Genomic DNA, 25785 nt, shown 5'->3' with positions numbered 1-25785 from the left:
GAGGACTATAGCTTAGTAGCTCTGCAATAACGCAGAGCCACTAAGGATCGACCTTTAATTTTCATCAATCAGGAGACATCCGGAAGAAAAAGTGCACTTGCTGGAACTGTCTCTTTAGCTTGACTAGCACTTTCCCACATCAAGCGGACTCTCGCATCGCCTTCATTCTCGTAATACTCCACCTTGATATCGTATAGCCGACCAGCCTTCAGCGTTATAGTGCCCTTACGCTCAGTACCACTTTGCTTAGTCCAACTATCAATCACGGATTCCCCATTCACCCAGACACGGATACCATCATCTGAGGTAGTGTAAAATGTATATTGCTCATTATATAACGGCTTAATTTTACCGCTCCAACGTATGGAGAAACGATCAATCCCGAGGGCGGCATCCGGCGAGCCTTGCCGCCAATTGAAATCGATTATTGCATCAGTTCTGTTAAGAGTTGCCGCTCCCGACAATAACATGTTGTTGTAATACTCTCCTGCAAGCCCCTTCGCGAGAGGAATTGCTGCCTCCCCCTCTTCTTCGGAAGGTGCCGGCGCTGGTGCGGCGCTAGGTGTCGGTGCCAGACCAGTATTTAATTTATCTCTGGTCAGGGTGTAGTTGCTATTCATAAATGTTTTGATTGTGTCTGCACTGTTATTTTCGTAAAGCATTTTTCCCCAGCTCATCATATACGTCCATTTACTTTGCGATTGCTGAAGCTTCTCCAGATTAGGCATTTCACCATTCTCCCCGATCGCAATCGGTTTGCCTGCGGCTAGACTCAACAAGCTGTCATAGTATTTTTGCTGGTAATCATTTTCGTATATATCTGCTGCCAGAATATCTACTTTATCAGCACCTGGATAAGTTAGCGCATAAGGATCTGACCAAACATTGGGAGCATTCGGACTCCATACCCATAACAGATTATTTAATTTATGAACGTTAACAAAACGGTCATACATTATATTCCATAGTTTAGAAAAGTTATTTTTCTTCCCCCACCAGAACCAGTTCCCGTTCATTTCATGATAGGGTCTCCAAAGCACCGGAACATTGGCATCACGCAAGCTTTTTAAAGAGACTGCCACCTTATCAAGCTCAGCGATCAGATTATTATATTGCTTAGTACCCGGTGTAACGTAACTATCGAACTCACTCTGGCTAAGTGTTTTTTTCACATTATCCCAGTCATAAGAGGTGCCCGGCAGGTTAGCATGAAAAGTCATAGCTACGATCCCGCCCGCTTTATTCCAGTTGATGGCGCTGTTCACCACATTTTGACGTTGCCAAGCCATCGTTGCTTCGGACTGACCACTGATCGCACCCATTTCATAACCGTGAAGAGCCGCATATTGTCCGCTGGTTCCCTTCAGCATATTGTTAATTTCATCTGGACTTTCTAAATAGTCATGTTGACCAGCAATAATGCCTTTTCCTGAGATCGAGTAAAAATAGTTAAGCAGCTTTACGGCTTCAGGTGAGGCACCTGGGGTAACTGGCGTTCCAGAATTTGAAGCAGCTATGACAATAGACGGCGAAATTCCAACAGCAAGCGGAAGTGCAGTCAGAAACAGGACGAGTGACAGAAATGCACCAAACAATCGATACGTACGGTAAGCTTTCAAAATAATCTCCCTTTCGGTAGCCAGGCTGCCACTCTTTCGAAGGCCCTATAGCTTTGCGTCCCTACCTTTCGATAGGTTTGCCTTTTCAATTTAAGAGAAATAATCTCTCTTACCGTAAGTATCGACGACAATTAATGATATATTTAGTGTTTTTATGACTTTTTTTGATAATTGAGTCAATTTACCTGTTTCAAGAAATTTTGAATTGGTTAAATAGATAGGTTAGACCTATGAAATGAATTGTTGTAGTTCTATATCATTCCAGTCTAAAGTAATACGAATGTTATCTTCTTCTACTAATTCAGACCCCGTCTGTACCTCTATAAACTCAACATCCGTCAAAGCAAGGATCGCGTGTTTCGTTCCTTCCGGTATACGTACCACGTCCCCAGCCTTCACATTATGTTTTTTCTCATTCAGCACAATACTTGCTTCGCCGCTGACGATTGTCCAAATTTCACTACGCTTGCGATGTAATTGATAGCTGATATTATTCCCCTCGGATATAAAAATCCGTTTGGTCAGCACTTCATTGCCTTCATCATATTTCACATAATCAATAACTTTGTAATGGCCCCAGCGGCGTTCCTCGTACATCGGTCTCTGTTCAAAGGTCTTCAGCACTTCTTTAATCCGTGGGCTCTCAGCTTTATGGGTAACTAGAATTCCATCCGGGCTAGCTGCAATGATCAGATCCTTCGCACCAATTACCGTAATCGGAATGTCCAGCTCATTAATCAAGCAAGTCCCCTCAGAATCCGCCGTCACAAAACCTTTTCCTACATGCTTGCTGCTCATTTCCTCTGTCAGCGTATTCCACGTTCCAAGATCCTTCCAGAATCCATCATACGGCTGCACCACAATATGTTCTTCTTTCTCCACCACTTCATAATCAAAGCTGATGGAAGACAATAGCTTATACTGCTTCTGCAATTCTTCATATCCTAAAGGCAACCCTTTACGCTGCAAAATATCTAACAAGTACCCTAAACGGAAGGCAAACACTCCGCAATTCCACAATGCATTTTGCTCGATGAGCTGTTCTGCTTGTATGCGGTCTGGTTTCTCTTGAAAGTGACTCACCTTCATAAAACCATTCCCCCCCGCCTCTTCAGTGGTAGGAATAATATATCCGTATTTCTCTGAGGCATGTTCAGGAACAACACCCATTAGTGCCAGATTTGCTCCACTTTCCAGCATGGTCCCCTCAAGCATAGCTATGGTATCGAAAAAGGATGCTTCTACATAAGGGTCAACAGGCAATATTGCTACCGTCTCCGCTGGAGAAACACCTGCCACTGAATAAAGATAGGTAGCTGTTAAGGCGATAGCCGGAAAAGTATCCCGACGCTCCGGTTCAACGATAATCGGCACATGACTTCCCAGTTGGCTTTGTATCATTTCTACTTGGCCGCGGCCGGTGGCCAGATAAGATGATTCTGCCATCCCTGCTTCCTCCAACTGTCTCCAGACACGTTGTACCATGGATTCTGGTTCACCTTGAGGGCTTTCAAGTACCTTTAGAAATTGCTTTGAACGTGAGTCGTTGGACAACGGCCATAACCGTTTACCTGAACCGCCTGATAGAAGTACCATTTTCATAGAATGAACCCTCCTTGAATTATGGAAATCGAGCATAATGGAATTGTTATCAAAACGTATAGCTTCCGCTTAGCACTAGTTCGAGCGGATGCATTTTTTAAAAAATTTATTAGGTATGAACCACTCCAAGGGATTTTGGACTTCCGATCGCTGTTATCCTCAGATTTCCTGATTGGACCGCTTCTCGCGGTAGAAATCCGAGGATAAAGGCGAACACTCCGTTTCTACAGTTCCAAATTCCCTTTCCGTTCTTAACCTAACCAACTACTTTTTAACAATGATCCATGCGCACCGGGCTATACCAGCCGGAAGCGAGCACGTTTTTCTAAAGATTTGCTTCTGCTCCGGGGGAGGCAGCTGCAACTGCAAGAACAACTGCAACTACAAGAGCAAGACTAGTTGCCACCACAGAGACAGAGACAATGACAACTACAAATGCTACTGCTACTGCGGTATATAATCAGAGTACCTAACTTTATAAATTGCTTAGAACCTTAAAATAAGGGAACGAAGTGGCGGAAGAGAATTTTGGAACTGGAGGAGCAATAGCATCCGCCTTTGTCTGCGGATTTCTACCGCTATCAGCGGTTAAAATCAGGAAATCTGCAGACAACAGCGGCTGGAAGTCCAAACATTCTCTGGAGTCACGGCTCATCCCTAAATAGAAAAATCACAAGTTCAATCAATATAACTTAGATTAAACCGCTCCAGCCACACTAGCAGAATAACCGCTCAATCCGCCCAACTGCGGGCGGCCGACAGAATGATAAACGAGGCCGGTACCCTCGATTTGCTCCTTGGAATACACGTTGCGTCCATCGATCAATACCCCATTACGCATGCTTTTCGCCAGCTGATGCAGATCAATCTCCTTGAGTAGGCTCCAATCGGTCAAGAGGCATACGGCATCGCTGCCCTCAGCCGCTTCCTCAGGCAGATTGCACCAGCGAAGCTGCGGATGATCATATTGCTGCCTGAAATTTGTAGCTGCGATTGGATCATATAGTTTGACTGTTGCCCCTTCAGCCACCAGTGCCTCAACAATCTCTCTGGCGGGAGCTTCGCGGACATCATCAGTATTAGGCTTAAAGGCAAGCCCCCATATCCCAATCGTCGAACCGCGCAGGCTGCCAAGTGATTCATGCAGCTTGGAGATGATCATAAACCGTTGTCCCTTATTCACTTCGACTACAGATTTCAATAATTTGAATTCGTAATCGACGTTGCCCGCAATTTGAATGAGCGCATTAGTGTCTTTCGGGAAACAGGAGCCTCCATAACCGATGCCAGCCTGCAGGAAGGATGACCCGATTCTTTGGTCCATACCCATTCCTTGTGCTACCTCGGTTACATCAGCTCCCACTTTTTCACAAATATTGGCGATCTCATTAATAAAGGAAATCTTCGTGGCCAAAAATGCATTCGAAGCATATTTGATCATTTCAGCACTGCGTATATCTGTTACAAATACATTTTCTGTGAAACCCTTATGAAGCTCGCGCATAGTTGGTTCCAGCTCTGGATTATCAAGACCAATGACAATTCTGTCGGGATGGAGGGTATCGCGAATCGCTGAGCCTTCACGTAAAAACTCAGGTGCAGACACGATATCAAAAGGATGATGGGTATGGCTAGAGATCATTTTGGAGATTTTCTCATTTGTCCCTACTGGAACTGTAGATTTAGTCATTATAATTTTGTGCCCTTCCATCGCTTTAGCGATTTCAGCGGCTGCACCCTCAATATAGGTTAAGTCTGCTTCACCATTAGGCAGTGATGGCGTACCTACAGCAAGGATGATAATATCTGAACGGCGCACCGACTCTTGAAGATCTGCAGAAAAAGATAACCGTTCCTCACGAAGATTCAGTTCAATCAGTTCCTCGATTCCCGGCTCATAGATGGGCGATTCCATCTGTTTCAGCTTCTTAATCTTTTCCTCGTCCTTATCCACACAGATGACATGATGTCCGCCCAGTGCAAAGCACACGCCAGATACAAGACCCACATACCCAGTACCGATTACTGTCAGCTTCATATAATCATCCTCCTTTTAGAAAATTGACGTACGCCTGCTCAACATACTGCTTGAACTTAACCATAAACGCCTGCTCATCGAATTTACGTGCATGCTCCATAATTTGATCGATATCCCAAGCGTAAGACTCTACCTCATAAATAGCCTTAAGTAGATCCTCCACTTCTTGATGCTGAAAGAACACACCATTTACATAAGGAATAATAGTATCTAGTGCGCCACCTGCTTGATAAGCAATTACCGGTCTTCCTGCAGCGTTCGCTTCCAGCGGTGTAATTCCAAAGTCCTCTTCTCCTGGAAAAATAAATGCTCGACACTGTGCCATCATTCCAGTCACTTGCTCATCTTCTAGCCGGCCCAGAAACGATACATTATCCTTAGCCATGCCTTCGAGGCGCTTGCGATCCGGTCCATCCCCTACGATATAAAGCTTAAGACCGTTACGATTGAAAGCCTCTACCGCCAGATCAATCCGCTTGTAGGAAACAAGCCGGGAGACAATTAAATAATAGTCGCCAATGGTAGAAGAGCTTGTAAACCGGGCTGTATTAATCGGTGGAAATATGACATCTGCATCCCGGTGATAATAATTCTGAATCCTCGTCTTCACTACTGAAGAATTGGCTACGAACTGATTCACATTTTTGGAAGTCCGTTGGTCCCACGTTTTAAGCTGCTGCATGTATACCTTAAGCATTTTCTTGAACAGCCCGGAATTCGACTGACGTTCCATATAGGTGTCATAGTCCCATGCGAAGCGCATAGGCGTATGGCAGTAACAAAGATGAAACGTATGTTTAGGAACCTGAATACTTTTCATAAAAGCACTGCTGGAACTCAGGACGATATCGAAACCGCGAAAGTCCAAATCACGGATGGCCATTGGATAAAGTGGCAGCACCCCTTTAAAATTGGTCTTTACTCCCGGAATCTTTTGCAGCCAGGAGGCACGGATATCCGCATCTTTGAGATTGTCAGTAAGGCGGCTTCCGTTAAAAACCGTTGTGTAGATTGGAGCCTCGGGATACATGTGATGAAAGACTTCCACCACTCTTTCCGCGCCGCCCATTTGGATTAAGTAATCGTGCGCTATCGCAATTTTCATGTGAATCATCCTCAAAGTTTTATGGAGCATCATCTTCAGAATTACCGCGTCATATCATCTGTCAGGTGCCCGCCAACAAACCTTTATAGTAGTCAACGATGTCCTTGACCGTATTCTCGATAACAAAATGCTCTTTCACTCGTTTCATCCCATTGTCCGCCATCCGCCGTCTTTCCTCTGGGTGATCCAGCATCCATTTAATGGAGTCTGCCAGTATAGCCGCGTCACCAGGCTCTATCAGTAATCCTGTCTCACCTTGAACTACAATTTCTACCGGCCCGCCTTCATTGGAGGCGATCACCGGTAATCCCGCTGCCATTCCTTCAACGATAACTTGGCCAAAAGGCTCAGGAGTTACCGAAGTGTGAATCAGTAAATCAGCAGTATTCATAAGGCCTTGAATATCATCCACATGCCCTAGCATGCTTACATTAGTAAGCTCGTCGTTTTTTATCTTTTGCAGCAATTCCTGCTTATAAGCCTCTTCTCCAAACAGAGCGTCTCCGGCCAGCCAGAACTTCACACGAGGTTCGTTCTTAAAGCTTTTTGCGGCTTCCAGCACAATATGCTGACCTTTCCAATGCGCCAATCGACCAACTAGCAGTACGTTAAAATTCTTCTGGTCCCGCATGCCGATCCCATTACCAATCGCTTTAGCGAAAGCGGAGTATACGACCAGCGTTTTTTTGGAACGCGGCAGCTCCAAAGCATTCAGCGTAGAATGTGAATTCGCGATGACTCCATTTGGGAGCAGTCGCGACAGCAAACGAATTCCTTTGGCAACGATAGGCTTTAAATAAGGGGCTCCAATATGATCCCGGATATGCCAGATCAATGGAACGCCTGCTATTTTTGCAGCGATGGCTCCGTATAATGCAGATTTCAGGGAATTGGTGTGCACGCAATCTACCTTCTCCGCTTTTAAGAGCGGCGCAAGCTTGCGGCCATAAGCCAACAGCTTGAAGGCTGCAGCAGGTGCTCCCAAGTTGACTGCATTTCTACCACGACTTCTGATGCTCTCATCCAGCGGAATAATACGGACATCCATCCCATTTTCACGTAGCCGTTCAGCCAGCGCACCATCCTCAGCCAGAATTACCAGTGGATCGATCTGTTCTCCAATATGGGTAAGGATGTTAAACAGGGCAACTTCTCCACCACTCCATTTAGCAGTGTGATCTATATAGGCCACTCTAAGCATTACGTGGTCACCTCCTCTCCTAAGGCTTGTAGGAACACGGATTCTACTTGATCCGTAACATGCTCCCAAGTATATCTCTCTAGTACATGCTCTCTACATTCATCACGGCTCGGAAGCAGCTTTCGATTGCTAAGCATATGGATCATGCCTTCGGCCATGTGGTCGCTACTTGAACTCTTAAATAGCAATTCCGGCCGGAAGCCTTGCAAAATCTCCTTATTGCCGCCAATCGGTGTAGCCATCACTGGCAATCCTGAAGATAAGGCTTCAACGGTAATCAATCCAAAGCCCTCCAATGCCTGTGAGGGAACCACGAACATGTCCGCTGCCTGATAATAAGAGGCTAGTTCATGATCAGGAATGTAGCCTAGCAGCCTTACCTTGTTGCTTAAGCCATAGTCGGCGATCTTTTCTTCCAGTTCCCCCCGCAACGGCCCTTTACCACCAATCAGCAGAATTGCATTTGGGAATCGCTCCGCAACTTGCTTCCAGGCTTCAAGCAGCTGGAGTAGTCCCATCCGATTGACCAAACGCCGGACAGTCAGCACGGTTGTTGCTCCCTCAGGTAAATTCAAGGTCCGGCGAATCGCCAATCGATTCGTAGCGGGGATAAAACGTTCCACATTAGCTGCGCCTGGAATCACAATAATTTTGTGTAGTGGCACTCCGTGCAGCTTATGGAGAATATCGCGGAACGTCTCACTAAGCACGATGAACTTATCCGCTAGCTTATAGGCTCTATGTTCAATGGATTTGGCGATGGTTGTTTTGACCCGGTGCTTAATGCCTTGACCTTCGATTTTCATTTCTTCATTCCATGGGCCATGAAAAGTCATCACTACAGGAATCCCACGTTTCTTTGCTTCCAAGGCTGGACCAATACCATAAGGAGCAAAGTGAGTGTATAAAATATCTATACGGCCACTGCCCTCTCCCATCAGATCGGCCGCCTTACGCTGGAAAGCATCCTTACGTTTCCAGATCCCATCTTTTGGATCTCCGGCATTGTGAATAATCAATTCCTCAGGGGTAGCAGGCGTCTCTTGACTGCAAATCAGCGCATGCACCCGATTACGTGAGGAGAGTTGCTCGCAAACGGATTTGAAATACGTGTTAAGCCCACCCGGCTGTAGCGACGGCCAGCTAAGGCCTGTCGTCATAATGTTCAATCCGTCACTGTACGGCATAGCTTCTCTCTCCTTTATTCTCCTTCTCGGTCTGACTCGTCTTCGCATTGTGCTGAGTCAGCTTTCCCGATCTAATTAATTCGTAATGCTTGAAGCCGACCATGAATTCATACATGACCCAGAATACGGATACACCGAAGCCTGACATTCCCTTCTTGAACAACCCATGTAAGAAATACTTTTGCAGGAAACGGGCTGGTGGTCTTAACAGCAGATGACTGACCCGAAATCGTTTGCCCTTGGCATACGCACTTTCAGCTTCCAAGTCAGTATACTTATTGAAACGTGCCACATGATCGTTAATACTGCGGTAACCATAATGCCAGAGGGTTCCTGTCAAACGTATGGTTCGCTCTTCTGAGACCTCGGGCATCTCGTGCACCAAGCTATTTCGAATTCCATATGCTTTGCGGTTGTATAGGCGCACTAGATATTCGCCACGATCCAGCCATCTGCCCATAAAATCACCGATCCGGTAGATAGAATAGGCAACCGATTGATCCATAAGCCCCGGTTTCAGTTCAAGAATACTTGCGGCCAACTCGTCGCTGACCACTTCGTCAGTATCAATAAGGAAGACCCAATCATGAACCGCGCGTTCTACTCCGAACTCCCTCTGTTTCGCATATCCGGGCCAAGGGTTGACGTATACTCGACAATTCAAGCTTTCAGAAAGCTGTACTGTACCGTCTTTGCTGCCTCCGTCAATCACAACCACCTCGTCGGCGAATAACCTGCAGGATTGTATGGCCTTAGATATTCGAACTTCGTCATCCTGAGCGATGATGACAGCCGATATTGGATAATTGCCTTGGCCGCCTACCACGCTTTTTACTGAATCCATGAAGGTTTCCTCCTTTATCTTTCGCATTATCCATTCATATCCATAGGTTTCTTGCGAATGTAAGAATTCATCGTCGTCTTCATCCACTGAATGTCCTCGCGGGTAATAAGCAGCCGCGGAAGTTTAACTTTTAAGGTGTACTTTATATTGAGAACAATGAAGAAAAATCGCAGGATTGCTGATGACAACATCGCTATCCCTGCTCCGAGTAAGCCAAATTTAGGGATGAGCAGGAACAACATTGGGATAACCAAGAGTAAGCCAAAACCTTGAAGCATCGAAACAATTTTCGGCTTGCCTAGCGCCATAAAGGCCTGCGCCAGAATGATCGTCCCCCCGCTAATAGTCACTTCAAGGAGCAACAAACGAAACACGGTTAATGCCGCATTGAAGTCTTTGCCGTACATCAACGGAATTACTAAAGGGGCTAAGAGCATCAGAACTACTCCGCCAAGCATGGTGAAGGTCGTACTTATTCGAAAGGCTTTGAATGTTAACTCAACTGCCTGTTCTTTTGACAGCTCAGAAGCCTTAGGAAACAAGACGATCGTAATCGAACTTGAGAAAAAATTAACCATCCGCGATAGACTCACAGCCACTACATACAGTCCCAAATCAGCAGGTCTTAACAAACCGGCAATTACGATCTGATCGATATAGGTAGAGAAATTGCCAAGCAAGTCATTGCCGTAGGAACCCAGCCCGTAAGTGAACAATCTTTTTAAATTCTGATAGGCCCCTCTCATCTTCACCTTATAGGTGCGAAGCAAGGAAATCGTCATTCCGATAAACAGCGGCGCCCCCGGAAGGAGATAGGCAACTGCAGTTGTAAAAGGATTCATCTGATCCAGCGCGATCAATATCCCGATCATAGTCAGTGTAAGCAATGGCACTAGATAGCGAATCCAATTAAATCTCTTGTATTCTCCTCTGAATTGAAAAGCTGCATTGTTAATTTGAGAGATCGCTATAATCGGACACAGAATCATAGACCACTGAGCAAAGGTCACGACCTCCGGACTGAATGACTTCAGCCAATAAGGTAAGACCACGATACCTATAATCATCGCTATGACCCCAAAAATGGTACCGAGCAGCAACGCCATACGATAAAGCACTCCGGCATCCTCCGGGTTTTTCTTAGCGTTATAGATGAGAGCTGAAGGAATGCCAAAGCTCATGCTAAACGCCAGAAACTGTGACCAGTTAATCATCGCCGTCTGTTCCCCACGACCTGTCGGTCCAAGATAACGGGCGGTCAGTACACCAGTTAACATGTTAATCAATAGGATCATGACACTGACAAACATAGTTTTTACGGCTGCCGAGCTGTTGTCCTTGCTCTTGGCGAACAGTCTAAAAGATGACCAGATTGTTCTAGCGGGGAGAGATTTTGCATTCAACTGCTGCATACGGTGTTCCCTTCCTTCTACTTTGAGTAATCTCCCTTGCGCTGAGGCCAAGACCGATCAGCATCCAGATTAAGTATCCCTTGAGTCCGGGAAACCCATTATCTGAAACTAGACTGACAATCGCACCGGTCCAAGTAGCTAACGCAAGTCGGGCGTAGGGCTGCAATTGGTCCCTGCTGATTACTCTAGCGAATATCTGTTTGACAACTGCGCCTAAAGCTCCGAAGAAGAAAACAGCACCCAGAACACCAAAGGTAAGCAGTAAAGCGATAACTCCGTTATCCATAATTCCGTACTCTCCAAGCTCGCCGTCATTACCAAGCTTAGTCCCTTGGCCTACACTACCAATTCCCTGACCTACTGGATTGGCAGCGACCATCGGCAGCATGTTTTGCCATAAGCTTAGCCGTTCATTATAAGAGTGATCTTCCTGAACAGAAGATAGTGTCTCTACCCGAGCAACCAGTCCTTCGGCGCCAGGCAATTTCGGCACAACCCAGAACAACGCAGCAGCCACAAAAACTAATTGGATCAAGGTTTTCCACTTTCCCTTAGAAGGAGAGGTTCCAATGTACATGAGCAGCATCACCAGAAGTATCAGCCATGCCGCACGTACTAAAGTAGTCAGCAGGCAAATTACAACTAGCAGAACGCCGATCCAGCGCAATGTTCCCCGCCATTTTTTCTCCAGTATCATCGGAACTAAAGCAAACGCTAAGAATGTTGCTGCCGGTCCGGGCGAATTCAGCGTAGAGAACACTCGGATTTCCAATGGATATGGATTTCCGATGGACATCATGTCCGCATGTTTCATCCAGAACACATCCCAAGGTGGCACTGTCAAATACTGAACAATCCCATAAATGGCAACTAGGACTGCAATATTGGCAAAAGCAGTAAGCAATCGATCGATATCCTTCGGCTTGAACTTCGTGACGGCAAAGTACGGCAATAACAGCAGTGGCACAATATAATTCGCTAAGTCATAAACTGAGCCCATGCCATTCTTAGCCAAACCGATTAAAGCACCATAACCCAGCGCAACTGCGAACATTAACATGATCCGCGTGGAGGCTTTTTGAATATTATGAATCTCCTTCAGCAGCGGAATGATCAAGGTTACACCGGTTAACAAGGGAGCTAAGCTCAGCAAGGATACAGAGTGATAAACTCCTTCTGACCAGTCAGCAATGCGGCGCAGCTCTGGAGCTACGGCCCAGATTAGCAAGGTATAAGCAACCAGCATTTTCGGTCTAAGTATGGCTAACAAGAAAGCCGGGAATAGGATGGCTGAGAGAATGGCTCCCTGCAGACTGTTCGATGAACTCAGCATCGCACTGGAGAAGCCAATGATCAGCGGAAGAGAGACACCTACAGCAGCAGTCCCCCCTATTAATCCAGCTGTCTTGATGAACCTAAGTGATGGGGGCGTAAATACACTCATTCCAAGCCTCCTTCCTTCACCTTATCCCGCTTACGCAGTTCCTTAAGTAATAAAAGTAGAAATTGTGCATCGTCCACAAGATATCTTTTCCAGAGCCGGCCCGGCTCCTGGCTAAGCCGCCAGAACCATTCGAACCCTGTTTTTTGCATGAAGCTAGGTGCTCGTTTCACTGAGCCTGACAGAAAATCAAAGGTCGCTCCCACTCCGATCGATATCGGAGCTTGATAAGAGGTATAGTGGCGATAAATCCACTTTTCCTGCTTAGGCGCTCCTACACCAACAAACACGATATCTGGCTGGCACTCTGTCAGCATTTCTATAATGCGTTCATTCTCCTCCTCATTGTGCTCGAATCCATAGGATGGAGAATAACAGCCAACCACATTTATTCCGGGATGCGCTGTTTTCAAATTCATTGCTGCCCGTTCCGCCACGCCTTCAGCTGAGCCTAAGAAGAACAGCCGGTACTTCCTTTGCTCAAAGGCGTTGCCCAATCGATTAAATAGATCCGCGCCGGATACCTTCTGCTTAAGCGGTTTACCTAGCATTTTGGATGCCCAGATCAGTGGCATTCCGTCAGCAACAACTGCGCCTGCCTTCGAATATACCGTTTGAAATTCTTTATCCTTACGAAGCTTGATCACATGATCTACATTACAAGTGAGAATATAAGACTGATTCCTCTCCTGAATGGTTTTATCAATGTAATCAAGCAAATCCATGAAATCATAGTTATCAAAATTGACATCGAACATATTCACTTGACTCATCGTATCACTTCTTTTTGTGGGGAATCGGTTGGCTGTGAAGATCGATACAGGCAGTTCAGGTACCAACAGAACGGAATAATAAATTGGACCGTCGACAGCGTGTTATCGGAGAATGAGTAGATTAAAAACGCTGCAATAAATAACAGATAATAAGGTTTGATCGGCGGAGCCAATGCTCTGTACACCAGAATAAATACAGCCAATAAAGAGAACATCAACAGAATAGCGCCAATATATCCCCCATCGAAGTAAAAGCGGATATACTCGTTGTGCGGAACTACAAAACCCTTATACAACGTTCCATCATTTGCTACCGTCACTGCTCCAAGCCCTCTACCAGACCAAGGAGAGTCCGCAGCCTTATTTAAGAAATACTCCCATGCCTCCGACCTTCCTGATAAATCAACAGCCGTATCTGTCTGTCTCTCAAAGGAACGTTTCTCAAAATTATCAAGCTGCCAGAAAACAGCGACCATAATCAGGAAAAATGCACCCATCAACGGAATTAGCAGATAGGTTCTGCCCTTCAAATATTGGCGAAGAATATCATAGAAGTAGTAGAGAACGGTAAGTCCAAGTGCCAAGATAGGCCCTCTTGTTCCTGTTCCAATCAAGATAAAGAAATTCAGAACTAACATAATATAGAAAAAGCGTGCTTGCTGCGGATTCCGCTTCACCTCAATAAATGGAATCGCTACTCCCATAAAGGCCAGCATCGCTAGATGCGCAGGAATATTAGCCCCCTGAATCCGTACAGCGCCTGTATACTCGATGTTGAGAAAATTATGAACATGCGCAAGCTGCAGCAACAAACCAACCACTACACTAACAAGAGGAAGCATACAGATAATTTTGATTTGCAGCTCGGCTACATTCTTTTTCCAGTTGATTAATAAAAATACGAATGGAATGGATAGACCGATAAAAGCTTTAACTGCAATGGATGAGGTCATTTCCGGCAGCCAGATCGAAGATCCAAAGGTAATCACCAGCAGCGCCACCATTGCCCACAAGGGGTGACTCAGACGAAACCGCAAGCCATTGACCAGAATACAAGGAACAAGCAGCATCACGATAACCAATTTATAAAGGGACAGTATCTCCATTCCGAACATGCTGCCATCATATAAAAAGTTAATCGATATTGCCGTTGTGATTAGAACGAAATAACTGATCAGTTCAGGCCGTGAAATCGAGATTCCCAGCAAAATAATCAGAAGCACGGCAGCTATCGCAATCATCGGCTGGTAGATGACCGCCGTTCCAAAGAACAGGGCCGACATGAGATAGAGCATCCCGTATGGCAAAACATTTAATTTGGAGCCCCACTCAAAATTTGTCATGTTAATCCCTCACCCCGCTGCGGAATGCCTCTCCCGATTGAGAATCATATGAAGCGTTCCACGAATACTCTCCAGCCTGCATTTGTTCAAAAGCCTTCTTCCTTTGCTTCTTGAGAGGATAGAATCAGCCAGGATATACACGAGCTTAGCGGCTGTCTTTCCCACTAGAAGCAGCTTGCCTTTTAGTCCTTCGCTTTTCATAGCGTTAGAGATACCTTGGCTATAATAGCGCCTCATAATCCAGTCTTCCGTCAAGCGGGCCGCCGGAACGAAATGGTCAACCGCCATTTCCGGATGGTAGAGGATGGAATGCCCTTCTTTTTGAATCTGTCCGAATAACCAGGTCTCTTCACCGGAGAGCAGAGAATCACCCTTTCTTCCGAGATCCAGGGGAAAAAGACTGATGTCGAATACGAGCTTCCGCATCGCCATATTGGCCCCACAAGGATGAAGTTGCTTGGGATATTCCTTAATCCGGCTACCTAAATCAACAATCGTGTACGGAAGCTCAAAGGGTTTAATCAACCAGTCCGGACGTTTACTTTCAAATATCGGAGCGATTTTGCCTCCCATAGCCATGACCTCCGGTTTACTCTCGAAAGTACTGACAATCGTTGTTATCCAACGCTGGCAAGGTATCGCATCATCATCGAGAAAGGCAATCAGCGGCGATTTGGAAGCCAGAATTCCTGTATTTCTAGCCGCTGAAAGCCCCTGCATCGGCTCCATCATGTAGCGGATATCCACATCAGCTCCATGCTTTCCTATAAACTTTTTGACGCAAGCTTCAGTATCATCCTTGGAACAGTTATCCACAACAATGATCTCCGCCTGCTCTAAGTGATCCAGCTTTAAAAGTGACTGAAGCGTCTTGATCAATAAAGGTGCTCTGTTGTAGGTACAGATGATAATGGAAAGCTTAGGAACGTCTCCGTATTCACGCATCGGCATTCACCTAATTTCCACATTATTAATAAGCATCTTTTGAACCGAGTAACATCAGTCCGGTTTTAGCAATGATTTTTAGATCCAGCATGGTGCTCCGAATATGGATGTAGGTTAAGTCCAGCTGTACCATTTCGTCGAAGCCGACACTGTTTCGGGCATTCACTTGCCAATATCCGGTACAGCCTGGTGTAACCGTCAAACGCTGTTTGTCATATTCCGTATACTGAGCCACCTCTTCTGGCAGCGGAGGACGAGGACCAACCAAACTCATTTGACCTATCAGCACATTCCACAGCTGAGGTAGCTCATCGATGCTCGTCTTGCGCAGGAATCTCCCTATCTGTGTGATCCGCGGATCGTTCTTAATCTTGAACATGGCACCGCTCACTTCGTTATAGGCCATCAGGTTTTCTTTTAACTCCTCAGCGTTACTAACCATGGATCTGAACTTATACATCGGGAATTGCTTTTCATTCTTCCCAACCCGGTTTTGCCGAAAGAACACCTTTCCTTTCGGATCCTCCAGCTTGATCAGAATCGCCACGACAACAAATAATGGCATTAACACGAGAAGACCAAGAGCGGAAAAAAAGATATCGATCATCCGTTTCATTATCAAATAGGACTCTGCTTCTTTTCTTCTCTCATCGGTATGCAGCATGTAAATTTTCGGCAGGACCGCCTCGTAGTCTTCCGGCAGTTTTTGCATGCTCATCCTCCTCATCTAAAATTTTGCGAACTCAACTTAACTACTCAAGCTGGTTTGTCCCATTTTATTCAGCCATTCCGACATTGCATCCATCACCGGATAGCGCAAATCTTCGCTTTGCAGTGCAAATTCAAGTGTTGTCAAAATATATCCAAGCCGCTCGCCGACATCATATCTTGTTCCGTCAAAATTATAGGCATATACCCGTTCACTCTGATTCAGCTTCTGAATGGCATCTGTCAACTGGATCTCTCCGCCGGCGCCTTCTTCCATCAAATCGAGATACTTAAAGATCTTCGGAGTAAACACATAACGACCCATGATCGCCAGATTGGAAGGTGCCGTACCTAGTGGCGGCTTCTCTACAAAATTGTTAACCCGATACAATTTACCGTCCTGCAAATCCGGTTCAATAATACCGTAGCGATTCGTGAATTCATCAGGAATTTCTTGAACTCCGATAACCGAGTTTTGTGTTTCTTCATATTGATCAATCAGCTGCTTAAGGCAAGGTACGGCTCCTGTGACGATATCATCGCCTAACATGACACCGAATGGCTCGTCTCCGATAAACCGTCTTGCACACCATACCGCATGCCCTAGACCCTTTGGTTCCTTCTGGCGGATATAGTGAATTTCTACCTTGGCTGAACGCTGAACCTCTTTAAGCAGATCCAGCTTTCCATCTTCCAGAAGCCTAGACTCCAGCTCAAACGCATTGTCAAAATGATCTTCAATGGCTCTTTTACCTTTACCAGTAACAATGATGATATCTTCAATACCGGAAGCAATAGCTTCCTCAACAATGTATTGAATGGTTGGTTTATTGATAATCGGAAGCATTTCTTTAGGCATGGCTTTCGTTGCAGGAAGAAAGCGCGTACCTAGTCCTGCCGCGGGTATGATTACTTTTTTCACCTTTTTCATCGCACTTTACCTCCTAAAAGTTTTGTGAGCATTAGCTTCAATGATTTCACTTCGAGCAAAAAACACTTCGAAAGCATAAACATTTACTTCGCCTGGTTCATGGCAATTCCGATTAGATTAGAGCCGGTCTGTTCAAGCAGCGTCTTCGCTTTGCGAATCGATTCCCGTTTAGACTTTCCATATCTGGCCACCAGAATCACGCCGTCCGCTTGAGGTGCCAATATACGAGCATCACTGAAATCGACTGCCGAAGGAGAATCCAGCAGGATCAGATCGTAGTTTTCTTTTAGTTCCTCAAGCAAAGCGGTCATTTTGGGGTTGCCTAGCAAATCCGGCGGACTAACATGAGTTTTTCCCGCCGGGATGACTGAAAGATTGGCTAAGTTTCCGAGGACAGCGATGTTATCTGCTTCCTCTTGCCCACTTAAATAAGCCGCAAGCCCGTCACTCCCCTCTACTTCAAACACGGTATGAAGACCGGGATGTCTCAGATTGCAGTCAACCACCGCTACCTTCTTGCCATCCTGGACGAAAGAGACCGCGAGATTCGACAATATTGTCGTCTTGCCTGCTCCAGCTTCTGCTGACGTAAAGAGCAGCACTTTTCCTCCGCCGCCCTGTGCTAGTCCAAGCTGACGTATATATGTGCGCAGTGATCGGAACGATTCGGAGATATGCGAGGATGGATTAACGTCTGTAACCAGACTCTTATTTAGCCGCAACATAAGCACCCTCCTTCACTCTGGTGTTGCCTGCCGCCTTACCTAAATCACGTTTACGAATGGTTGCTATCGAAGCAATTACCGGAAGACCAAGGTCATATTCCGCTTCCTTTTCAGACCTTAATGTGCCGTTAAGTGTTTCCATCAGCAAAATAATTCCTAGGGCAGCCATAAGTGATACAACAAAGCTGATGATGAGATTCATCGCAAACCCGCCGTTCGAGGGCCCTGGAACATCAGTCGGATCGGCCGGTGTCAGCAAGGTAACATTGTCTACCCTCATCAGCGATGGCAATTCACGAATGAATGTCTGCGATACCGCATTTACGATCCCGGCAGCTTTGCTGTAGCTTTCATCCTGAACATTGAGGTTGATCACCTGACTCTTCTCTGAAGTTTTAATCTCAAGCTTCTGGCTTAGTTCATCGGCCGTGAGACCAAACTCCGGGTGATTTTCTATTACGCTTTTCATGATGGTCGGTGATTTCATAATTTCCTTGTAACTCTCAATTAAATTCAGGCTAAAGCTCAAATCGTTAAGATTGTTGCTCTCGGGAGCTTTGGCAATGTTGTTGACAAGCAGCTGTCCGGAAGCGGAATAGACGGGTTCAACGAAGTTTTTGCTAACATAGTAAGTCGTAGCACAGGAGATCAAAACGAACACCATGATGAGCCAAAACCTTTTTTTAATCAGGTTAATGTAATCCAGAATCGTCTTTTCCACAGTAACCCTCCTTCCGCTAAAATTACATTCTGAAAGCATTCATGAAAGTTTCAGTTGTTGCTTTAATTCTATCAATCCACACCATTCGCCACATGGCTCATACCATCACTTTCCTCTTCACTTTGGAGTAAGACGTTATACCTCTTAAGAGGGGGATTAGGTATACTTTAGTGCCATATCGAGGGCAAATTCAGGTTTTAATGCACAAAAAAACACGGACAACCTGTCCGTGTTCATGTACTATGCTTACGAATTATTTCAATTTTCACTCGTAAGACATTTCATATTTGGTTAATCCGACAGCATTTGCATAAAGCGCTGCCTGAGTACGATCAGCCACCTGTAATTTAGCTAAAATCTGACTGACATGCTTCTTCACCGTAAATTCACTAATGAAAAGACGTGAAGCAATTTCTCTATTGCAGGCGCCCTGTCCCAGCTCGATCAGGACTTCCTTTTCTTTGGGTGTTAATTCATCCGTTGGGCTGCTTCCACTCATGCGCATTTTATCTTCCATCAGACCAGGATCATAATACTTTCTTCCCTTGTGCACCAATTGGATAGCAAACAGTAACTCCTCGGGCAACGCCTCTTTCAGTACATATCCATCTACCAGTACTTCTTCAGCCTTCAGGAAATCCTCTCTGCTTGCAGATGACGTCAACAGAATGAACTTACTAACGATACCACGAGCACGCGCTGTCTTGATGACATCCAATCCCGATTCATCTGCTAGCTTAAGATCAATCAATACGAGATCAGGCTGCGTCTCCTCAATCACAAGAAGCGCTTCTTGGCCATTCGTCGCCTCACCCGCAAACTGCACATTCGGTTGCATCGAAATGACAGATGCCAGTCCTCTTCTAACTAAAGGATGATCATCAACAATGACGATTTTCACAGAAACGACCTCCCGCCTAAAGTTTATGCATTCTTTAATTCAGCTACACCGACAGGAATCGAAATCATAATTCTTGTTCCTGTGCTCTCATTACTGGACAACTGAAAGTCGCCACCGAGCGACTGGGTCAAATATTGCATATTCTTCATGCCAAGTCCGCTTACACTATCTTCAGATTCAATCCATAACAAATCAGTATCAAAACCAACACCATTATCACAAATCAATAATCGAATCCAAGTCGGCTTCAGAGACAGTTCTACATCCACTCGACTGGCAGCACCATGCCTGATGGCATTACCCGTAGCTTCGGAGATAATCCGAAAAAGCGCCTTGTGGTAAGGATAAGGGAGACTGAAATCATCGCCCGTTATTTTTAAATCAATATCAACATCATTTAATCTGGATAAGCTCTTCAAATGTGATCTTACCATGCCCAACCAAGTAGGACCGCCACTCTTCTTGGAGCTAAGACTGTAGATCGTGATCCGCAGTTCTTTGGCAACCTTTGTTGCAGAGTCATGAATAAGCTCAATTTGTTCTTCTAGCTCATGATCAGACATTCTCTTCCACGATTCCTTCAGCGAATGCGTCGCATACACAATACCAAAAAGGCTCTGCGACACACTGTCGTGCATTTCATCCGCAATCCGGTTCTGTTCGTTCGTGATGATCAACCGGTTCTCGATCACACCAAGCTCATGTCTTTCAAGAATATTCGCACTTAGCTCAGATAAGAATATCAATTGTTGAATATACCATCTGCGGCCTTCCAGCCCCTCTGTAGACTCCAGCTTGAGTCCAATCATCCCTACAAAACGGGTGCTCATCCGTACAGGCATCAGCAGGAAATCGCCTAATCCCGGCAGATTTCTAAAAATAGGCTCTCGCTGCAATCTCCATTCATGCTCATGTTTTCCCAGTTCTGAGAATAGGAACTGTTCCTCTTCCTGCTGCCAGCCGGTCTGCCTGCTCTGCGGAGCTGGTTCTCCGCTTTTCTTGGCGAACCAAAACAAAGCCTTATCTAGCTTCGTTAGCTTAACAACATAATCGGTGATCACTTGACCGATATTCATGAAATCATGTTGGCTTGAGGTTTCCACGATATGGTACAGGGATTTGATATGCTCCATCGTCTCTTTCGTGCGAGCATTCGATTCTTCACGTTGCCGCTTCATCCGATTAACGATCTGCATTATTATAACCGTAAGTACCAGTGTTAGAAACAGATTCCCATTTATAAATACAATTTCCAAAAAATTTCTGTTCGCAGAATTGATAAAAAAATAACAGAGCACCGCAAAAATACTGATATAGCTTAAGAGCAACGACCATCCAAAATAAATGGACAATGAGCCTGCAGCAATCAATACAGGATTAAGCACATAGAGCCTAAAAGAGCTTTCGTACCCACCCGTAAACAAGGTCAATGCGATAATTCCCACCATCTCTATACTAACAGCCAGGACGAGAGTCTTTGGTCTGCTGCGTAGCCTTCGATAACAAAATGAGAACGTTTGTGCAAACACAACAAGTATAGCAATAATAAGTGATTTATAAATTATGGAAGGTCCCGTCTTATCTAGAAGATACATGAGTGATGTGAGGGACAATGAAAAATACCTGTAATACGCAATCAGTTTGTCTTCTGCAGTTGGTTTGATTTTCATCCCACCACCCTATTCTCCAGTTTTTTGGAAAATGCGAGATTGTACTGTGCTCGATAAAAGCATCATACATGAGAAAAATCACAATAACAAGTTGACATTTCCCATGTTTGCGCTTCCATTTGAAAAATAGTTACAAAAAATTTATTATTTTTTTAGTAGGTTTTATCACTAAAATTTGGAATTTTATCCACTATAGTTAATAAGAACTAACACATTTATGTAATATTAATCCATATTTTTCAACATATCTTATAAAACGACAACAATTATACAAATTATAACAATTACTGTTGGGACTCTAGTAGGAGGATGTCGATTTAAATGTTATTCCGGCAAAGCTGGGGTGCGATCCCCATATATTTTTTAAATAAACGAGAAAAATAGAACGGATCATTATAATGAAGCATACTAGAAATTTCCTTAATTTGTAATGAGGTGTTAAAAAGCAACTTTTTGGCTTCCGCCATTTTTAGACGGTGAATATATTCATGAAGCGGGTATCCACTGCTGCGTCGAACAAGACGACGAAGTGTAGACATCGAAACATGATGTTTTGCCGCTATTTGTTCTAGGTCCATTTCACCATAAATGCATAAGTTCAGGTCTTCCCGAATCTGACGCATATAATCAGCCTGAGAATTCCAACTTTTTTCTTCTATTATAAAAGAACACTCCAGCAGCATTCTTTCGAGCAATAATGCTGCCCGATCCGCATCAACAGGTTCTCCGCTCTCCATCCGTTCCAGCACTTCTTCAAATAAGGTAGTAAGACCTACTATAGATTGGGCTTGAAAAACATTTCCCCCGGCTATGAGGCCCGATTCCAGCCATTCGGATACACGCGTGCCATTAAAGTTAATATAATACTCATCCCAGCTGCCTCCCGGTGGTGGACCAAAGTTATAACTGTAACCTGGGCGAAAAAAGTATAAGCTGCCTTCACGCACCTGCTGCTCTTTTCCCCCAATCTCCATGTAGGAGCCACTACCTGACACTATGTAAACAATGGCCCAGTGCTCAAAAACTACACCTGAACGGAATAACGTTCTTCCTGGCAGATGACCTGCCTGTCCCACCCTTATATTCTTGAGCTTCAGCTTGGAGGATTCAACCTTCGGATCAATAATTCTTATTGGATATGGACTGATCATATAATCCATGTGCTTGGACATTATAGGCATTCCTCCCCTTGTTTAGTAGTGATAAGGTTATTGTGAAGATGATCATATTCTACATGAATAAGAGGTGTCCACGCTATGCTTAATCATTCTACACTACTGCTTTTCCCTAATCCGCGTGAAATCACATTGTCACAAGGCTCCTTCCATTTCCCAACAAGCGGAAGCATCGTGCTTCCTAATATGGAAGAACAATCTGCCATGCCAGCTGCACGAAAACTACAGGAAGTGATTGCACAAGCATTGAATCTGCAGCTGACTTTATCCATTGGCTTACGTCCAACCGTTGTATCTGTCTGTAACTTTAACTATGTGCCATTATTGTCTGCACAGGCATATGAGATTGTTGTCGATCAGAAGGGTATCGTTGTCTCCTATAGCTCTCCTGTAGGCGCCTTCTACGCAGCAGCAACCCTGAAACAAATCATAGAACAAAGTGGCAAATCTATACCTCAGCTGCATATTCGCGATGAACCTGATTTTGGAGCCAGAGGCCTGCTCATAGATATCAGCCGCAATAAAATCCCGAAGCAAGAAACCTTGTACCGGATCATTGACCTTATGGCTGATTTGAAGATGAATGAACTTCAGCTATATATAGAAGGTGCTCCGTTCGCTTATGAATCCTTCCCTCAAGTCTGGGAGCTTGAAACCCCAATTACCGGAGAGGAAATCCTGCTTCTGGATGCCTATTGCAAAGCACGTTATATAGAGCTTGTTCCCAATCAGAACAGCTTTGGGCATATGGAGGGCTGGCTCTCTCGTCCAGAATTCAACGCTTTAGCTGAAATTCCCGAAGGCTTTATGCTTCCGAAGAATTTGTATGCGCAGGACGTTTATCCAGAAGGCTTATTTATGCACCCTGGTACTTTTGATACCGAAGATCCTGCTGTACTACCTCTGCTAGACAAAATGTTTGACGATCTGCTACCTTACTTTAGCTCCAATCAGTTTAATGTAGGCTGCGATGAGACCTATGAACTCGGTCTTGGTAAAAATAAAGCTCTGGCAGAAACTCAAGGCAAAGGTCAACTCTATTTATCATTCCTACAAAAGATTTATGAGTTGGTTACAAAACGTGGCAAAACGATGCAATTCTGGGGCGATATCATTATCCAGCATCCCGAACTGATTCCTCAGCTTCCTAAGGATATTATTGCTATGGAATGGGGTTATAGCGCTGAGCATCCCTTCGAGTCCGATACGCTCAAATTCCGTGAAGCAGGTATTCCTTTTTATGTCTGCCCAGGCACCAGCTCATGGAACTCCATTACAGGACGCACAGACAATATGTTAGCCAATCTGCGCAGTGCAGCTATTCATGGCAAAAACAACGGCGCTATTGGTTATCTCATTACGGATTGGGGAGATTTTGGACACTGGCAGCATCTGCCGGTCAGCTATGCCGGCTTCGCCTACGGCGCAGCCCTATCCTGGAGTGTAGATCATAATCTGGAAGCAGATACTGCACAGTATTTAAATAGATTTATTTTTGCAGATCGTTCTGAGGGAATTGGCCAGCTGCTCCTGGATCTCGGCAATTACTATCAGCTTGAATCCAGTATCAACCGTTCAAATGATGCAGAAATGTCCCTGCTGCTGCGTACCCATCTGGACAATTTCCTAATCATAGAGAAGCTTACTGAGGAACACTTCAATCATCTCGAAGAATATCTGCTCTCCATTGAGGCGCGGCTATCGGGGTTAGATCTTCAATGTGAAGATGCTGCTCTTGTGCTGAAAGAACTGAGTAATGGCATCCATTTTGTGAAGCATGCTGTGCAGCTGGGCAGAATCAAGCTACAGTTGACATCAGCACCAGATTCGCTTGATCCTGCGCTGATTACGAAGCAAATCAATGACCTTGATGTACTCCTTCACCAATATCGTCTCTTGTGGACGGAACGCAACCGGCTCGGCGGCTTGGAGCAAAGTATCTCGAAACTTCAACGCCTGCGTAGTCAATATGAAGCATTGAAATCAGAACTCTCCGCATCCGTAAGTTCCTAATCCCTCTTATTAATATTCACTATATAGCTGCTGTTGGGTAATCGAACGTTGAACTAACGCTTTCGGTTCGCCCAACGCAGCTCTTCATATTGATTCTCAAGCATCTCCCGCTCACGTTGCTCGTGTTGTTCCCTGCCAATTCCCTCCTGCTGGCTTTCCTCATCCTCATAGATTCGCCATAGGTCAGAGAACAGATAGTCTTTGATTTCTACCACTTTTCCCTTCAAGATTCCGTTTATCCAAAAAAGTCCCGTGGAAGTACGCATAACCATGCGGCCATCCGGTGTTTCCGCCTTTTGACCCATTCGAATAGCCATAAGCATCTGGCCGAAAGTATACCATTCCATATCTGCTAATACCTCCTAAATTTTAGTTGTAATGGAATAAAGAGAAAGCTATAATCAGGGCAAAAGAACCATTTTCGTAAAAATTTTATAGGAGGGTTGTTATGGATTGGCTAAATGACTACGAAGATGAACTGCGCTTGGTATTCCAAGAAAGCAGACGGATTATTTCTGAATTTCCAGAACCTCTAAATCAACAAGGCATGTCCTATCTTGAGCATTTTAACGTATTTAACGCTGAAAGCCACAAAAACTACATATGTTATCTTTTACCCTTTTGGCTGCAGAAGGGATGCGGAATCTCTGCAGAGGTTACTCGCCAGATGTCGATGGGCAACGTCTTTTTTATGTTGTATTTCTTCATACAGGATGACCTGATGGACAGCCAAGAATCCTCCGCATACGAAAAATTACCCTTGGCGAATTTGCTTTATGTCGAATTTTTAAATATCTACCGGATACTATTTCCGGAGCCATCTGCTTTCTGGATCTTATTTAATCGTTATATCATGGAGTGGGCAGATAGTGTTAGCAACGAAAATACCAGTGACTATTTTCTTAATGATCGGGTCAAAATTTCCTATAAAGCCAGTCCGCTCAAGCTATCCAGCACCGCTGCCCTTCTGATGTCTGGAAAGAGTGATTTAGTGCCGCAAGCTGAAGAACTTATCCATTCGGTTTTGCTTACACTGCAAATGCTGGATGACTATGAGGACTGGAAAGAAGATTTATCCGCGGGCAACTATAATTGTCTTCTCTCCCTAACTCGCAAACATCTGCCAAACAGCAGTGCAGCTAAACTCACTTCGCAAGAGGTCGAATTTTATCTATTCACTGCAAATGGTCTACATACCTATACGGAATTAGCACACGACACACATAACAAAGTTACAGCTTCCGACCTTAATGCCCCTCATCTTATCGCGTTCCATTCCATGCTAGTAAGTAACTTACAGCAGATCTCTGATTCCATCGAGGCGGACAAGCAGCTCTTGCTAAACGGAGGATTATATCATTGGTTGTCAAAAAATGTCCATTAATTCTATTATTTTGTAATAAAAAGAATAGTATTAGTAGTTTTGCTATG

Annotated in this window: 22 protein-coding genes and 1 riboswitch; of the genes, 2 read left to right on the top strand and 20 right to left on the bottom strand. The window is 44.9% G+C overall.

Annotated features, from left to right (window positions below):
• Positions 1-68 precede the first annotated feature (68 nt).
• From MKX34_RS04785 to MKX34_RS04695, 19 genes are all read right to left on the bottom strand, one after another.
• Positions 69-1619 (bottom strand): glycosyl hydrolase, encoded by a 1551-nt coding sequence (locus MKX34_RS04785; protein WP_081382474.1) that lies wholly within the window; start codon positions 1617-1619, stop codon positions 69-71.
• 12 nt (positions 1620-1631) lie between these two features.
• Positions 1632-1711: riboswitch (cyclic di-GMP riboswitch) on the bottom strand.
• 136 nt (positions 1712-1847) lie between these two features.
• Complete coding sequence (locus tag MKX34_RS04780; protein ID WP_036676586.1) at positions 1848-3221, bottom strand: sugar phosphate nucleotidyltransferase; 1374 nt, start codon at positions 3219-3221, stop codon at positions 1848-1850.
• A gap of 697 nt (positions 3222-3918) precedes the next feature.
• Positions 3919-5259: a UDP-glucose/GDP-mannose dehydrogenase family protein gene (locus MKX34_RS04775; protein ID WP_076296153.1), complete on the bottom strand. Its 1341-nt coding sequence runs from the start codon at positions 5257-5259 to the stop codon at positions 3919-3921.
• 4 nt (positions 5260-5263) lie between these two features.
• On the bottom strand, positions 5264-6364 hold the full coding sequence (locus MKX34_RS04770; RefSeq protein ID WP_036676592.1) for a glycosyltransferase: 1101 nt from the start codon (positions 6362-6364) through the stop codon (positions 5264-5266).
• A gap of 61 nt (positions 6365-6425) precedes the next feature.
• Entirely contained in the window at positions 6426-7565 is a 1140-nt protein-coding gene (locus MKX34_RS04765; RefSeq protein ID WP_076296152.1) for a glycosyltransferase family 4 protein, read from the bottom strand.
• Positions 7565-8752, bottom strand: a complete 1188-nt coding sequence (locus MKX34_RS04760) for a glycosyltransferase family 4 protein (RefSeq protein ID WP_036676596.1) — start codon at positions 8750-8752, stop codon at positions 7565-7567. The genes MKX34_RS04765 and MKX34_RS04760 overlap by 1 nt, the downstream gene beginning before the upstream one ends.
• The gene (locus MKX34_RS04755; protein WP_038568901.1) at positions 8739-9596 is read right to left on the bottom strand and encodes a glycosyltransferase family 2 protein; all 858 of its coding nucleotides are present in this window, start codon (positions 9594-9596) and stop codon (positions 8739-8741) included. Before MKX34_RS04755 ends, MKX34_RS04760 begins: the two co-directional genes overlap by 14 nt.
• 26 nt (positions 9597-9622) lie before the next feature.
• A complete protein-coding gene (locus MKX34_RS04750; protein ID WP_036676601.1) occupies positions 9623-11008 on the bottom strand; it encodes an oligosaccharide flippase family protein in 1386 nt (461 codons plus the stop codon).
• Positions 10974-12452 carry an O-antigen ligase family protein gene (locus tag MKX34_RS04745; protein WP_036676604.1) on the bottom strand — a complete coding sequence of 493 codons (1479 nt, stop codon included), beginning with the start codon at positions 12450-12452 and terminating at the stop codon, positions 10974-10976. The genes MKX34_RS04750 and MKX34_RS04745 overlap by 35 nt, the downstream gene beginning before the upstream one ends.
• The gene (locus tag MKX34_RS04740) at positions 12449-13222 is read right to left on the bottom strand and encodes a WecB/TagA/CpsF family glycosyltransferase (RefSeq protein WP_036676606.1); all 774 of its coding nucleotides are present in this window, start codon (positions 13220-13222) and stop codon (positions 12449-12451) included. The genes MKX34_RS04745 and MKX34_RS04740 overlap by 4 nt, the downstream gene beginning before the upstream one ends.
• Positions 13219-14565 carry an O-antigen ligase family protein gene (locus MKX34_RS04735; protein ID WP_036676609.1) on the bottom strand — a complete coding sequence of 449 codons (1347 nt, stop codon included), beginning with the start codon at positions 14563-14565 and terminating at the stop codon, positions 13219-13221. The genes MKX34_RS04740 and MKX34_RS04735 overlap by 4 nt, the downstream gene beginning before the upstream one ends.
• Positions 14566-14574: 9 nt before the next feature.
• Positions 14575-15510, bottom strand: coding sequence for a glycosyltransferase (locus MKX34_RS04730; protein WP_036676610.1), 936 nt, complete (start codon positions 15508-15510; stop codon positions 14575-14577).
• A 25-nt stretch (positions 15511-15535) separates the two neighbouring features.
• On the bottom strand, positions 15536-16228 hold the full coding sequence (locus MKX34_RS04725) for a sugar transferase (protein WP_036676612.1): 693 nt from the start codon (positions 16226-16228) through the stop codon (positions 15536-15538).
• Between the two features lie 30 nt (positions 16229-16258).
• On the bottom strand, positions 16259-17149 hold the full coding sequence (gene galU, locus MKX34_RS04720; protein ID WP_036676615.1) for a UTP--glucose-1-phosphate uridylyltransferase GalU: 891 nt from the start codon (positions 17147-17149) through the stop codon (positions 16259-16261).
• A gap of 83 nt (positions 17150-17232) precedes the next feature.
• Entirely contained in the window at positions 17233-17874 is a 642-nt protein-coding gene (locus tag MKX34_RS04715) for a CpsD/CapB family tyrosine-protein kinase (protein ID WP_036676617.1), read from the bottom strand.
• Positions 17858-18595, bottom strand: coding sequence for a Wzz/FepE/Etk N-terminal domain-containing protein (locus MKX34_RS04710; protein ID WP_076179881.1), 738 nt, complete (start codon positions 18593-18595; stop codon positions 17858-17860). Before MKX34_RS04710 ends, MKX34_RS04715 begins: the two co-directional genes overlap by 17 nt.
• Positions 18596-18860: 265 nt before the next feature.
• On the bottom strand, positions 18861-19496 hold the full coding sequence (locus tag MKX34_RS04705) for a response regulator transcription factor (RefSeq protein WP_036676623.1): 636 nt from the start codon (positions 19494-19496) through the stop codon (positions 18861-18863).
• A 23-nt stretch (positions 19497-19519) separates the two neighbouring features.
• Positions 19520-21166 carry an ATP-binding protein gene (locus tag MKX34_RS04700; RefSeq protein ID WP_036676625.1) on the bottom strand — a complete coding sequence of 549 codons (1647 nt, stop codon included), beginning with the start codon at positions 21164-21166 and terminating at the stop codon, positions 19520-19522.
• A gap of 317 nt (positions 21167-21483) precedes the next feature.
• On the bottom strand, positions 21484-22338 hold the full coding sequence (locus tag MKX34_RS04695) for a helix-turn-helix domain-containing protein (protein ID WP_038568894.1): 855 nt from the start codon (positions 22336-22338) through the stop codon (positions 21484-21486).
• A gap of 84 nt (positions 22339-22422) precedes the next feature.
• On the opposite strand from MKX34_RS04695, the gene MKX34_RS04690 reads away from it, so the two are divergent.
• Positions 22423-24354, top strand: a complete 1932-nt coding sequence (locus MKX34_RS04690) for a glycoside hydrolase family 20 zincin-like fold domain-containing protein (protein ID WP_036676630.1) — start codon at positions 22423-22425, stop codon at positions 24352-24354.
• A gap of 53 nt (positions 24355-24407) precedes the next feature.
• On the opposite strand, the gene MKX34_RS04685 is transcribed toward MKX34_RS04690, so the two are convergent.
• Positions 24408-24701: a hypothetical protein gene (locus tag MKX34_RS04685; RefSeq protein WP_036676631.1), complete on the bottom strand. Its 294-nt coding sequence runs from the start codon at positions 24699-24701 to the stop codon at positions 24408-24410.
• A gap of 101 nt (positions 24702-24802) precedes the next feature.
• Here MKX34_RS04685 and MKX34_RS04680 point away from each other — a divergent pair, with 101 nt between their 5' ends.
• Positions 24803-25738 carry a hypothetical protein gene (locus MKX34_RS04680; RefSeq protein WP_036676632.1) on the top strand — a complete coding sequence of 312 codons (936 nt, stop codon included), beginning with the start codon at positions 24803-24805 and terminating at the stop codon, positions 25736-25738.
• The last annotated feature ends 47 nt before the right edge of the window (positions 25739-25785 follow it).

Source organism: Paenibacillus sp. FSL R5-0636 (assembly GCF_037974255.1).
Lineage (GTDB): Bacteria > Bacillota > Bacilli > Paenibacillales > Paenibacillaceae > Paenibacillus_AQ > Paenibacillus_AQ odorifer.
Note: the sequence above shows the minus strand (reverse complement) of the source record. Positions and strands in the feature narration are given on the sequence as shown.

What these genes read in the sequence shown, in the direction of transcription:
- MKX34_RS04685 (WP_036676631.1), bottom strand. Translation starts at nt 24,701, where the DNA reads ATGGAATGGTATACTTTCGGCCAGATGCTTATGGCTATTCGAATGGGT.
- MKX34_RS04715 (WP_036676617.1), bottom strand. Translation starts at nt 17,874, where the DNA reads ATGTTGCGGCTAAATAAGAGTCTGGTTACAGACGTTAATCCATCCTCG.
- MKX34_RS04745 (WP_036676604.1), bottom strand. Translation starts at nt 12,452, where the DNA reads ATGAGTGTATTTACGCCCCCATCACTTAGGTTCATCAAGACAGCTGGA.
- MKX34_RS04770 (WP_036676592.1), bottom strand. Translation starts at nt 6,364, where the DNA reads ATGAAAATTGCGATAGCGCACGATTACTTAATCCAAATGGGCGGCGCG.
- MKX34_RS04725 (WP_036676612.1), bottom strand. Translation starts at nt 16,228, where the DNA reads ATGAGCATGCAAAAACTGCCGGAAGACTACGAGGCGGTCCTGCCGAAA.
- MKX34_RS04740 (WP_036676606.1), bottom strand. Translation starts at nt 13,222, where the DNA reads ATGAGTCAAGTGAATATGTTCGATGTCAATTTTGATAACTATGATTTC.
- MKX34_RS04695 (WP_038568894.1), bottom strand. Translation starts at nt 22,338, where the DNA reads ATGTCCAAGCACATGGATTATATGATCAGTCCATATCCAATAAGAATT.
- MKX34_RS04750 (WP_036676601.1), bottom strand. Translation starts at nt 11,008, where the DNA reads ATGCAGCAGTTGAATGCAAAATCTCTCCCCGCTAGAACAATCTGGTCA.
- MKX34_RS04780 (WP_036676586.1), bottom strand. Translation starts at nt 3,221, where the DNA reads ATGAAAATGGTACTTCTATCAGGCGGTTCAGGTAAACGGTTATGGCCG.
- MKX34_RS04730 (WP_036676610.1), bottom strand. Translation starts at nt 15,510, where the DNA reads ATGCGTGAATACGGAGACGTTCCTAAGCTTTCCATTATCATCTGTACC.
- MKX34_RS04775 (WP_076296153.1), bottom strand. Translation starts at nt 5,259, where the DNA reads ATGAAGCTGACAGTAATCGGTACTGGGTATGTGGGTCTTGTATCTGGC.
- MKX34_RS04755 (WP_038568901.1), bottom strand. Translation starts at nt 9,596, where the DNA reads ATGGATTCAGTAAAAAGCGTGGTAGGCGGCCAAGGCAATTATCCAATA.
- galU (WP_036676615.1), bottom strand. Translation starts at nt 17,149, where the DNA reads ATGAAAAAGGTGAAAAAAGTAATCATACCCGCGGCAGGACTAGGTACG.
- MKX34_RS04700 (WP_036676625.1), bottom strand. Translation starts at nt 21,166, where the DNA reads ATGAAAATCAAACCAACTGCAGAAGACAAACTGATTGCGTATTACAGG.
- MKX34_RS04765 (WP_076296152.1), bottom strand. Translation starts at nt 7,565, where the DNA reads ATGCTTAGAGTGGCCTATATAGATCACACTGCTAAATGGAGTGGTGGA.
- MKX34_RS04690 (WP_036676630.1), top strand. Translation starts at nt 22,423, where the DNA reads ATGCTTAATCATTCTACACTACTGCTTTTCCCTAATCCGCGTGAAATC.
- MKX34_RS04680 (WP_036676632.1), top strand. Translation starts at nt 24,803, where the DNA reads ATGGATTGGCTAAATGACTACGAAGATGAACTGCGCTTGGTATTCCAA.
- MKX34_RS04760 (WP_036676596.1), bottom strand. Translation starts at nt 8,752, where the DNA reads ATGCCGTACAGTGACGGATTGAACATTATGACGACAGGCCTTAGCTGG.
- MKX34_RS04735 (WP_036676609.1), bottom strand. Translation starts at nt 14,565, where the DNA reads ATGACAAATTTTGAGTGGGGCTCCAAATTAAATGTTTTGCCATACGGG.